This is a genomic window from Frigoribacterium sp. CFBP9029 (assembly GCF_034045305.1).
Classification (GTDB): Bacteria; Actinomycetota; Actinomycetes; order Actinomycetales; family Microbacteriaceae; genus Frigoribacterium.
This window is the reverse complement of record NZ_JAXCWB010000023.1, coordinates 1-10,771: the sequence shown is the minus strand read 5'-3', so window position 1 is coordinate 10,771 and position 10,771 is coordinate 1. Positions and strand designations below refer to the sequence as shown.

9 protein-coding genes are annotated in these 10,771 nt (G+C 72.0%); 3 read left to right on the top strand and 6 right to left on the bottom strand.

All coding sequences use genetic code 11. From position 1 onward, the window contains the following. Window positions 1-48: 48 nt before the first annotated feature. The 3 genes from SOM11_RS14980 to SOM11_RS14970 form a co-directional block, all read right to left on the bottom strand. Window positions 49-747: a hypothetical protein gene (locus SOM11_RS14980; protein WP_192061656.1), complete on the bottom strand. Its 699-nt coding sequence runs from the start codon at window positions 745-747 to the stop codon at window positions 49-51. Window position 748: 1 nt separating this feature from the next. Continuing rightward, window positions 749-1,483 (bottom strand): hypothetical protein, encoded by a 735-nt coding sequence (locus tag SOM11_RS14975; protein WP_320478542.1) that lies wholly within the window; start codon window positions 1,481-1,483, stop codon window positions 749-751. Window positions 1,484-1,765: 282 nt separating this feature from the next. Continuing rightward, complete coding sequence (locus SOM11_RS14970) at window positions 1,766-2,764, bottom strand: hypothetical protein (protein WP_192061658.1); 999 nt, start codon at window positions 2,762-2,764, stop codon at window positions 1,766-1,768. A gap of 123 nt (window positions 2,765-2,887) precedes the next feature. Here SOM11_RS14970 and SOM11_RS14965 point away from each other — a divergent pair, with 123 nt between their 5' ends. Further along, the gene (locus tag SOM11_RS14965) at window positions 2,888-4,210 is read left to right on the top strand and encodes an ATP-dependent DNA helicase (protein WP_192061659.1); all 1,323 of its coding nucleotides are present in this window, start codon (window positions 2,888-2,890) and stop codon (window positions 4,208-4,210) included. 38 nt (window positions 4,211-4,248) lie between these two features. Here the strand turns inward: SOM11_RS14965 and SOM11_RS14960 are convergent, their stop codons facing one another. The 3 genes from SOM11_RS14960 to SOM11_RS14950 all read right to left on the bottom strand — a co-directional run bounded on the left by SOM11_RS14960 (window position 4,249) and on the right by SOM11_RS14950 (window position 7,261). Beyond that, window positions 4,249-4,899, bottom strand: coding sequence for a biliverdin-producing heme oxygenase (locus SOM11_RS14960; RefSeq protein WP_320478541.1), 651 nt, complete (start codon window positions 4,897-4,899; stop codon window positions 4,249-4,251). A 280-nt stretch (window positions 4,900-5,179) separates the two neighbouring features. After that, a complete protein-coding gene (locus SOM11_RS14955) occupies window positions 5,180-6,652 on the bottom strand; it encodes an ice-binding family protein (protein ID WP_320478540.1) in 1,473 nt (490 codons plus the stop codon). A gap of 183 nt (window positions 6,653-6,835) precedes the next feature. After that, entirely contained in the window at window positions 6,836-7,261 is a 426-nt protein-coding gene (locus tag SOM11_RS14950) for a DUF4383 domain-containing protein (RefSeq protein ID WP_243216142.1), read from the bottom strand. 75 nt (window positions 7,262-7,336) lie between these two features. Between SOM11_RS14950 and SOM11_RS14945 the strand changes: the two genes are divergently transcribed. Continuing rightward, the gene (locus SOM11_RS14945) at window positions 7,337-8,251 is read left to right on the top strand and encodes a diacylglycerol/lipid kinase family protein (protein ID WP_320478539.1); all 915 of its coding nucleotides are present in this window, start codon (window positions 7,337-7,339) and stop codon (window positions 8,249-8,251) included. Between the two features lie 159 nt (window positions 8,252-8,410). Continuing rightward, window positions 8,411-10,603: a choice-of-anchor I family protein gene (locus SOM11_RS14940; protein WP_320478538.1), complete on the top strand. Its 2,193-nt coding sequence runs from the start codon at window positions 8,411-8,413 to the stop codon at window positions 10,601-10,603. Window positions 10,604-10,771: the final 168 nt, after the last annotated feature.

Here is a 10,771-nt window from a genome sequence, read left to right as displayed (position 1 = left end):
CGCAGCGCGGCGCGGCCGCAGCGCGGCGCGGCCGCGGCGCGGCGCGGGTCAGCGGGCGGCGCGACCGCGCAGCATCCGGGCGAAGAACGCCGTCGCGAGACCCACCGCCACGAGCACGGCGGCGAGGCCGCTGACCACCTGCCCGACCGGGTAGGCGCCCGGCACGCCGAGCGTCACGAGCCCGATCGCGAAGCGGACCAGCGCCAGCGCGCCACCGGCCGTCAGCAGCGCCGAGGTGACGCGCGCGCTCGTGCGCGAGCTGCGGATGCCGCGCACGACGTGCGGCAGCAGCAGCGCGAAGATGTACGCGGGGTACGCCGTGGCGACCGTCGAGTACAGCCGCACGACCCCCTGGTCGAGGTCGACGGCGAGATCGGCGGCGCGACCCGTCGGCTCGGCCGCGACGAAGAGCAGCACCTCGACGACGAACACCGCCACGAAGACGAGCGCTCCGGGCAGCCCCGAGACGAGTCGCAGGGTGCGGGGCGCGTCGTAGGCGCGGGCGACCTGGGTGCCGGCGAGCAGCAGACCGGTGAAGAGCAGCAGCTTGGCGAGCAGGTCGGTCGCGTTCTCGAACGGCAGGAGGCGGTCGACGGCCTCGTAGACCGGCGGCGTGATCAGCGCGAAGGCCAGGGCGACGGTGAACGCCGAGGCGACGACGATCGGGTTGCGGCCGCGGATGGCGCCGGGGAGGCGCGTGAGGGCCAGGGCCGCCAGCACGGCGACCACGAGGAATGCGATGGTCATGTCACCCCAGGGTGTCTTGGATTCGGTGCGCCTGCTCGGTGTCGGCCGCGAGACGCCGCGCCTCGCGTTGCGCCGCGGCGAGACGATCGGCGACCAGGTCGTTCAGGTCGACGTCCGAGAGGCGGGTGAGCGCGTCGGATCTCGCGCCGCGCCTCCATCCTGCCTCCTCCAGCGTGAGAACACCTGCGGCGGCGAGCCCGCCCGTCCACGAGGTGCCGGCGATGAGGGCGATCTCGATCAGCTGCGACGGGCGGAGCTTCGGGGTGTTGATGGCCGCCGAGACGTTCGACGGCGCGATGCGCCAGCGCTCGGCGAGGGTCGCGCGGAGGCCGCCCGGGTCGACGGCGTCGATCCAGGTGCGGACGGAGCCGGGGAGGGGCGGGTCGCGCTGGTCGCGGACCCCGGCGAGTGCGTCGCGCGAGCCGGGCGCCTGCCGGTCGAGCAGCACGACGAGGGCGTCGGCGAGCTCGATCTGGGCCAGCACCTCGGCGGGTGTCGGGGCGGTCGGGCGACCGGCGAGGTCGGCGTAGCGGTCGAACGAGGTGAGCGCGTCGGCAGGCGCGACGCCGACCACGCGGGCCGCGGCGACGACCTGCGCCTCGGGCACCCGACCGCGCAGCAGCTGCGCCTGCAGGGTGCTGCGACTGACGCCGAGCGCCCGGGCGAGCGGGAGCGCGGCCGTCGGCAGACCGACGGACTCGGCCCAGGCCCGGAACTCGCCGGAGGGGAGCGACATGCGCCTCTCCTCTCGAGTGGGTGGGGCCCTGCGGCGTCGCGGATCGCCCGAGAGTGACGGACTTCTGTCATTCTCGCAGGAACTATGTATTCTTGACACCGGGGAAGCGCCGCGCACGGTCGATTGCCAGGGCATCAAGAGGGGTGCGTCACGGGGGTGATCGGCTCGACGACTGTAGTCGAGCCGGGACGGCCGAGACCGTGCGCGGGCGCTCCTGTCGACCCGCGCCTCCTCGGCTCCGGTGCCTTCTCGGCTCCGATGGGCCCGGCTGGCTCCGCTGCGCTACTGGAAGCTGAGGGTGTCGTCGGGCGCGATCGTCATGGCGTAGCTGACGGTGAAGGGGACGTCCTCGTCGATCGTGTAGGCGAGGCCGTCGAACAGCGACTGCGCCTGGACGACCAGGTGGGCCGTGCCCGGCGCCTCGTCGACCAGCCACTGCCCGGGCGTCGACGACGGCACCACGGCGACCGTCGGGTGCTCGACGATCGACCAGGCCGGCTCGTCGAGCAGCCGGTCGTCGACCTGCCGGCCGAACGGGCAGCCGGCGGGCAGCAGCACCTTCTGGGTGACGCACGACTCGTCGAGCTGGCGGTCGAGCTGCTTCTGCAGCACGGCCGCGAACGACGCGCGCGGCTCGACGTCGACCGCGACGGCCGTCGTCGAACCGACCGCCGACGCGCTGACCTCGACGGGGTCGGCGTGCAGGTAGGTGCTGTCGTGCGACAGCTCGAAGCGCGACGGCGCCAGCACCGTGAAGCGCGTCGTCACGTCGCCGCTCGTGGTCGTGACCTCGCGCCCGTCGACCTCGAAGCGGGGGTCGTTGCGCGGGGTGACGTCGATCGTGGCGGTCGGCTTCTGCTCGAAGCTCCACTGGTCGAAGAACAGGAACCGCTTGCCCGCCTCGCGCACCACGAACTGCGACTCGCCCGCGACGCCGTCGAGCGTGTAGGCGAGGGTGACCGTGCGCGTGCCGTCGCCGAGGGGCAGCTCGGACACCTCGCGCACGTCGTCGAGTCCGCCGAGCGACGGGACCTCGAGCAGGCTGTCGTCGAGATCGTCGGTGGGCTCGACGCCGGCGAGGGTCAGCGCGCTCGAGACGTCGCCGCGGTCGACGGCGTCCATGTAGCCGCGGGCGAAGCCGCCGGCGCTGTACACGGTCGCGTTCAGGGCGGCGACGGTCACGACGAACGCGACGACCACGAGGAGCGCCGCGCCTCCCCAGATCGCGACGAACGTCCGATTCCGTGAGGCGGGTCTCCTCTCCCCCACAGCAGAAGACATGCCCACAGTGTAGGTGGGCGCGGGTCACGGAACGCCGTGGAGTCGAGGAGGCGCGGGTAGATTGGATCCGCTCCCCGCGCCTCCTCGGTCCCTCCGGGCCTCGTCGAAAGGTCCCGTCCGCTCGTGCCCGTCGCCCTCTCCGCCGAACAGCAGGCCGTGTTCGACGCCATCGAGAACACGCGCGAGCACATCTTCGTCACCGGGCGAGCCGGCACCGGCAAGTCGACGCTGCTGAACCACCTGTCATGGAACACCGAGAAGCAGGTCGTCATCTGCGCGCCGACCGGCGTCGCGGCGCTGAACGTCGGCGGGCAGACGATCCACTCGCTGTTCCGTCTGTCGATCGGCCTGATCGCCGACCACGACATCGACCAGAAGCCCGAGCTGCGCAAGCTGCTGAACACCATCGACACCCTCGTGATCGACGAGGTCTCGATGGTGAACGCCGACCTGATGGACGCCATCGACCGGTCGCTCCGCCAGGCGCGGCAGCGCAGGTCCGAGCCGTTCGGCGGGGTGCAGGTCGTGCTGTTCGGCGACCCGTACCAGCTGCCGCCGGTGCCGGGCGACGCCGAAGAGCGCGCGTACTTCCGAGACAACTACCGCTCGATGTGGTTCTTCGACGCCCACGTGTGGGACGACGCGTCGCTGCGCATCTACGAGCTCGCGTTCATCCACCGGCAGACCGAGGGCGACTTCAAGGAGATGCTGAACGCCGTGCGGCACGGTCGGGTGACGGCCGAGATCGCCGGTCACCTCAACGGGGCGGGCGCCCGCCCCGTCCCCGCCGACTCCGACGCGATCACGCTCGCGACCCGCAACGACACCGTCAACCGCATCAACAAGGTCGAGCTCGAGCGGCTGCCCGGCAAGGTGCTGACCGCCAAGGCCGAGGTCAGCGGCGAGTTCGGCGGCAGGTCGTTCCCCGCCGACGAGGCCCTCGAGCTGAAGCGCGGTGCGCGGGTGATGTTCCTCCGCAACGACAGCGACCAGCGCTGGGTCAACGGCACGACCGGCACGGTGACGAAGGTGCGCGACACCGTGTTCGTCGAGGTCGACGGCGAAGAGCACGAGGTGCAGCCCGCCGTCTGGGAGAAGTACAGCTACAGCTACTCGCAGTCGACGAAGCAGCTCCGCAAGGACGTCGTCGCCGAGTTCACGCAGTTCCCGTTGCGGTTGGCCTGGGCGGTGACCATCCACAAGTCGCAGGGCAAGACCTACGACAGCGCGATCGTCGACCTCGGGTCGCGGGTGTTCAGCGCGGGGCAGACGTACGTGGCGCTCAGCCGCATCACGTCGCTCGAGGGGTTGTACCTGTCGCGCCCGCTGAGGCCCGCCGACATCATCGTCGACCTCGACGTGCGGCGGTTCATGAGCCAGGCGACGCGGGTGCCCGCGATCCGTGCTGCGGCGGACGCCGCCGAGAAGGCGGGCGACGAGGCCTGAGCGCAGCCGCGGTCGGCGCTACGCTGCCCCGGTCGGCGCTACGCGGCGGCGGCTTTCGCGGCGGCCAGCGCGACGAACAGCTCGGTGCTGAACTCGTAGGCGACTGCGACCTCGTCGAGCACGCGCTCGCGCGCCTCCGGGCTCCAGTCGACGGCGTCGAGCTGCTGGCGGTAGGTGGACTTGAACTGCTTCGGTGCGGCGATCTCGGCGAAGAGGAAGAACCCGACCCCGTTCGTGTCGAACCCGAACCGCCGCTGCATGATCTGGCGGATCAGCTGCCCGCCCGACAGGTCGCCGAGATAGCGCGTGTAGTGGTGCGCGATGAAGCCGCCGACCCACTCGGACGCCGACCGGATGCGCGCGCAGTAGTCGCTCGTGACGTCGAGCGGGCGGATGCGCGACCGCCAGTCGTCGCCCAGCAGGAACGCCAGGTCGGCCGTGATCGCGGGAAGCCGCGTCAGCGCCGGCGAGAGGAACGGAGCCGCCACCGCGTCGCCGGCGAATCCGGCCGCGACGGTCTCGAGCGCCTCGTACACGAAGAAGTGCTGGGCGAGCATCTCGATGTAGTCGTCGCGGGTGCCGCGCCCGGTCATCAGATCGGCCATGAACGTGCAGCCGATGTCGCCGGTGGCGCTCGACGCCGAGGTGCGCTCTCGCAGGGCCTGCGAGAAGGGGATGACGACGGACATCGCGGGCCCCTCCGTTCCATGAGTCGGTTAGGTGACCCTAACCATAGCGAGGGAGGCGCGTGACGGCTACGCCCCTCGGCGAAACGTCAGGCGATGCCGGGGGTCTCGCAGGGTCGGCGAAGGCGGTGATGAGACTCACCGAGCACCGTGCACACGACGATCGGCTACTACGCGTGGATGCGTAATAGCCGATCGTCACTTTCACCCCCCGAGACCCCGGGGCGACGTCGGCCCGAACCGACGACGCCCGAACCAGGGGGTCCTACCGAGGAGGCGCGGCTCAGCCCTCCGAGCTCAACGCCCGTCGTCTGCGGATCACGGCGCTGACCAGCAGCCCGATTCCGGCCAGCAGTGCGAGACCGCCGATCGTCAGCGGCACGGTCGACTCGGAACCGGTGAAGGCCAGGTTGCCGGAGTCGCCGTCATCACCGCCGAAGCGATCGCCGACCGGGAACGCGGGGCTGGTCGAGTCGGAGGGGGTGGGCACACCCGGTGTGGGCGAGTCCGACGGAACCGGCACACCAGGGGTGGGCGAGTCGGAGGGGGTGGGCACACCAGGCGTGGGCGAGTCCGACGGAGCCGGGACTCCCGGGGTGGGCGAGTCCGACGGGGCCGGGACGCCGGGCGTGGGCGAGTCGGACGGAGCCGGGACCTCGGGTGTGGGCTCCGGGGTCGGTCCGGGTGTGGGGCCGGGCGTCGGTCCGGGTGTGGGTCCAGGGGTCGGGCCCGCGGCCTCGTCGATGCCGACGACGTAGTCCACGCTGTCAGCCGGCGCCTCGCCGTTGTCGGCCGTGATGGTGACGGTCGTGCTGCCGGGGGTGGTGGGCGTGCCCGAGATGACACCGGTGTCGGAGTCGAGGGTCAGCCCGGCGGGCAGGGTGCCGCCGGTGACCGAGAAGGTGGGGGCCGGGTTGCCCGACGCCGTGACCTCGAACGAGTACGGCGTGCCGACGGTGCCGTCGGTGGGGTTGCCCGAGGTGATGACCGGAGCGGACGTCACGGACGGCTCGCCGGGAGGCGCGCAGTTCTGCGGCACGGTGATGGTGTTGGTGTCGAGGGTGACGGCGCCGGTCTGAGCCAGCAGACGACCGGAGACCGTCGCACCGGTGATCGCGGTGATCGACTGCTGGGCCAGGATCGTGCCCTGGAACTGCGCCGCGCTGCCGAGGGTCGCCGAGCTGCCCACCTGCCAGAAGACGTTGCACGAGCTCGCGCCGCCCGAGAAGGTCATGACCGTGTCCGACCCGATGGTCAGCGTGCTGGCGGCCTGGATGACGAAGACGGAGTCCGCGGCGCCGGTGAAGGCGAGGTCGCCGGTGTCGGCGAGGTCGACGGCGCCACCGGAGTACACGCCGGGTGTCAGCGTGCGGCCGTCGAGCTGGGTGATGTTGCTCTCCTGCGGCGTGAGGCTGCGGGCCACGCCGTAGGCGGTGGCCAGGTCGGCCTTGGCCTGACGGGCGGGTCCGTTGTTGACCTGCTGGGTGCCGCCGACGATGACGCCCGGGCCGCCGGTGAAGCCGGTGACGGACGTCCCCGGGCTGAGCCCGACGTTCCCCTGCACCACGCTCGTGCCGGTGTTCGTCACGGTCGAGCCGGCGAGGACTCCGTAGGTGGAGGCGGTGCGGAGGTTGACCGGGCCGTCGATGATCGTGTCGGCTTGAGCCGCGAGGCCGCCGGCGACGGTGAGAGCAGCGGCGACGCCGAGCACCAGCGCCGTACGGGCGAGTGGAAGGGGGGACGTCGTGCGGGCCATGGAGGCACCTGACTGAGAAGAGGAGGCACCTGATCACACGACTGGGTCATGCGGCGTTCCCCGTTACCTGAGGTATACGTGGCGCCGACGCCGATGACAATGCAATATCCGGATAACGAACTACTTGAATAATGTTCACAGTCGCACGTCAGGTAAGCGGCCCCCGATCGGGGGCCGCGATGCTCAGCGGCGGCGGTCGGCGCCGATCGCCGTCAGCACGAGCAGCCCGCCCACCACGAGGTGCGAGATGTGGTCGCCCAGGTTGAGGGCGAGGTAGTTCGCCTCGGTGCCCTCGACGAAGAAGCCGACCACGCCGAAGACCACGAAGACGAGACCGACGATCGCGCCGATCGACCTGGCGGCCGAGACGCCCGACGTGCCGCCGAGGACGAGCGCGGCGCCCGCGAGCACCCAGATCACGGCGAGGGCGGGGTTGACGTTCCAGATGCCGAGGAGGTTCGCCCCGGTCGTGTCGAAGAAGCCGCCCATGTCGGGCACCAGGAACCCGGCCACCCCGAGGAGCAGCACGATCGTGCCGAATGCGAGCGTGAGACCGCGGTTCGGCGACTCGCGGATGCTCGGGGCGGGAACGGTGCTCGTGGTCGTCATGAAGACATCCAAGCACCCCGGGGAGGCGCGCGCGAGCCGAGCGCGGACCGCATCGCCGGGTGCCATGATCGGACGATGAGCCCGACCCCCCTGCGCCTCGTCGTCGCGGTCAACCCGTCGGCGTCGTTCGGTCGGCGGAGCGACGTCGGCTCGTCGGTGGTCTCGGCGCTGACCCGCGCCGGGCACGACGTCACCGTGCTGCTCGAGCAGTCGTTCGACGACCTCGTCGTCGCAGCCCGCACGCAGCTCGCCACCTCGCCCGACGCCCTGATCGTCGTGGGCGGCGACGGCATGATGAACCTCGGCACGAACCTCGTCGCCGGCACGGACGTCCCCCTCGGGCTCGTCCCGACGGGCACCGGCAACGACATGGCCCGGGCCCTGGGGATCCCGCACGACGACAGCGATGCGGCCACGCGCCTCCTCGTCTCGCAGCTCGACCGGCCCGCCCGCGTCATCGACGCCGGCCGGGTCTCGCGCGGCGCGGACACGACCTGGTTCGCCTGCATGCTGTCGGCCGGGTTCGACGCCGTCGTCAACGAGCGCGCCAACCGCATGCGCCGCCCGAGGGGCCGCAGTCGCTACAACCTCGCCCTCTACCTCGAGCTGATCCGGCTGCAGCACCTCTCGTACCGGCTCGAGATCGACGGCGAGAGCATGCAGCTCGACGGCACCCTCGTCAGCGTCGGCAACGGCCGGTCGTTCGGCGGGGGCATCACCGTGCTGCCCGACGCCGAGCTCGACGACGGGCTGCTCGACGTGCTCGTGGTGGAGCGGCTCGGACGCCTGCAGTTCCTCCGGCTGTTCGGGCAGGTGGCCCGGGGCACGCACCTCGCCGACCCCCGCGTGCACGTGCACCGGGCGCGACGCGTCACGATCCACTCCGACGACGTCGCGGCGTACGCCGACGGCGAGCGGATCGGGTCGCTGCCCGTCACGGCCGAGGTCGTGCCGGGCGCGCTCCGGGTGCTCGCGCCCTCGTCGATGTGACGCGAAAGGGGCCTCGTCCGGCTCGGAACGCCCCCGTCGCGTCACCTCGATGCGGAACGCCCAGGAGGCGCGGGTCGACCCCGGCTCGCAACCACCGGTTCACGTGCGCAACACCTGTGGTCCGTACGGTCGACCGACCCCCGACGAAGGACCGTTCCCATGCGACCAGCCCGCCGCCCCTCCCCGCACGACGCGACCGGCGTCCGTGACGCGATCCGCGCCTCCTCGGCGACCCGCGCCTCCTCCACTCCCCGCGCCAGGCGGACCGCCCTCGCCGGCGCCGCCGGGCTGACCGGTCTCGGCCTCGTCGCCCTCGCCGCCGTCGGCCCCGCCGCCTCGGACCCCGCGGCGGCCGCGATCGTCGCCGCGCCCATCGCATCGTTCGCCGATCCCGACGCCTTCTCGATGGCACCCGTCGGCAGCTACGAGACGGGCGTGTTCGACCAGAGCGCCGCCGAGATCGTCGCGCACTACGCCGCCGACCAGCGCCTGCTCGTCGTGAACGCCGCAGCGGCCCGCGTCGAGGTGCTCGACGTCGCCGACCCGGCCGAGCCGACCAAGCTGTTCGACCTGCAGACGACGGGCGTGCTGTCGTCCGACGGCTCGGTGGTGCCCGCCGACGCCGTCGCGAACTCCGTGTCGGTGCGCGCCGACGGACTCGGCGCCGTCGCCGTCGAGTCGAGCCCCAAGACCGCCGCCGGCTGGATCGTCTTCTTCGACGCCGCGGGCGACGGCGAGGCCCTCGGAGCCGTGCGCGTCGGCGCCCTGCCCGACATGGTCGCCTTCTCACCCGACGGCACCCGACTGATCGTCGCCAACGAGGGCGAGCCGGCCGACGACTACACGGTCGACCCCGAGGGCACGATCAGCCTGATCGACGCCCCCGCGACGGTGTCCGTCCCGGCGCAGACCGCCGTGCGGACCGCCGACTTCCACGCCTTCGAGGCCGACGGCGCCACCCCGGTCGACCCCGCCGTGCGCATCTTCGGCGGTCGTGCCGACGCCGGCACCGTGACCGTCGCGGACCCGCTCGTGCGCCCGGTCTCCGAGAACCTCGAGCCCGAGTACGCGACCTTCTCGAGCGACGGCTCCACCGCGTGGGTGTCGCTGCAGGAGGCCAACGCCCTCGCGATCGTCGACGTCGCCACGGCGACCGTGACCGAGGTCGTCCCGCTCGGCACCGTCGACCGCTCGGTCGTCCCGTTCGACCCCTCCGACCGCGACGGCGCCGACGGCGGGCCGGCGATCTCGATCGGCACCTGGCCGGTGCAGGGCTACCTGATGCCCGACACGATCGACAGCTACGAGGCCGACGGCGACACCTACATCGTGACCGCGAACGAGGGCGACTCGCGCGACTGGTCCGCCTACAGCGAGGTCGCCCGGGTCAAGGACCTCGGCGACGTTGGACTCGCCCCGGTCTGCGACTCGATCGACCCCTCGCTGCTGACCGACGCCGGCCTCGGCCGCCTCAACATCACGACGGCCAACGGCCTCTCGGCCGATCGGAGCTGCTACGAGACGCTGTACACGTTCGGCGGCCGGTCGTTCAGCATCCTCGACGCCGCCGGCACGTCGGTCTTCGACTCCGGCGACGCCTTCGAGCAGCTGCTCGCCGAGGTCGCTCCCGAGTCGTTCAACTCGAACCACACCGCGACGGGCGTCGACGGTCGCAGCGACGACAAGGGCCCCGAGCCCGAGGGTGTCGCCCTGGGCGAGATCGACGGGCGGACGTACGCGTTCATCGGCTTCGAGCGCGTCGGCGGGATCGCCGTGTACGACGTGACCGAGCCGACCCGCGCCTCCTTCACCGCCTACGTCAACAACCGCGACCTCTCCGTCTCGGCGGAGGACGAGATCGACGACGGCGCCGACCCCGCCGACGTGCTGACCCGTGCCGGCGACCTCGGCCCCGAGGGGCTCGCCTTCGTCTCGGCCGCCGACTCGCCCACCGGCGAGCCGCTGCTGGCCGTCGGCAACGAGGTGTCGGGATCGACCACGATGTACGCGATCTCCGTGCCCGCCGCGGTCGAGCCGACCGTGCCGCCCGTCGACCCGAGCGCGCCTCCGGTCGACCCGACGGTGCCGCCGGTCGACCCCACCGTGCCGCCGACGACCGAGCCGGGCGACGGCTCCACGGCCGTGCCGCTGCCCACGCCCACGGGCGATGCGGGCGACCCGGGCGTCGACTCCGACGGTTCAGGAGGCGCGGCCGACGACACCGACGACGGTGCGCTGGCCTTCACCGGCTCCGACAACGCGTGGCTCGTGCTGCCCGTCGGTGCCGCGCTGCTCGCACTCGGCACCGGGCTGCTGCTGCTCGCCCGCCGGCGCCGCGCCTCCTCGAAGTAGGCCCTCTCGGACGGGATCGGCGAACCTGAGCGTCTTCTGTGTTCGCCGATCCCGTCCAATCCTTTCGCCGGAGGGTGGCGAATCCTTTTCATCCCCACCGGGAATCACAGAAAAGGACCTGATCATGAATGCTTTCTCCCGTAAGAAGATCACCAAGGTCGGACTCGG

Excerpts from the sequence above, each read along its gene's own strand:
- SOM11_RS14980 (WP_192061656.1), bottom strand. The coding sequence starts at position 747 with ATGACCATCGCATTCCTCGTGGTCGCCGTGCTGGCGGCCCTGGCCCTC.
- SOM11_RS14940 (WP_320478538.1), top strand. The coding sequence starts at position 8,411 with ATGCGACCAGCCCGCCGCCCCTCCCCGCACGACGCGACCGGCGTCCGT.
- SOM11_RS14950 (WP_243216142.1), bottom strand. The coding sequence starts at position 7,261 with ATGACGACCACGAGCACCGTTCCCGCCCCGAGCATCCGCGAGTCGCCG.
- SOM11_RS14955 (WP_320478540.1), bottom strand. The coding sequence starts at position 6,652 with ATGGCCCGCACGACGTCCCCCCTTCCACTCGCCCGTACGGCGCTGGTG.
- SOM11_RS14970 (WP_192061658.1), bottom strand. The coding sequence starts at position 2,764 with ATGTCTTCTGCTGTGGGGGAGAGGAGACCCGCCTCACGGAATCGGACG.
- SOM11_RS14945 (WP_320478539.1), top strand. The coding sequence starts at position 7,337 with ATGAGCCCGACCCCCCTGCGCCTCGTCGTCGCGGTCAACCCGTCGGCG.
- SOM11_RS14960 (WP_320478541.1), bottom strand. The coding sequence starts at position 4,899 with ATGTCCGTCGTCATCCCCTTCTCGCAGGCCCTGCGAGAGCGCACCTCG.
- SOM11_RS14975 (WP_320478542.1), bottom strand. The coding sequence starts at position 1,483 with ATGTCGCTCCCCTCCGGCGAGTTCCGGGCCTGGGCCGAGTCCGTCGGT.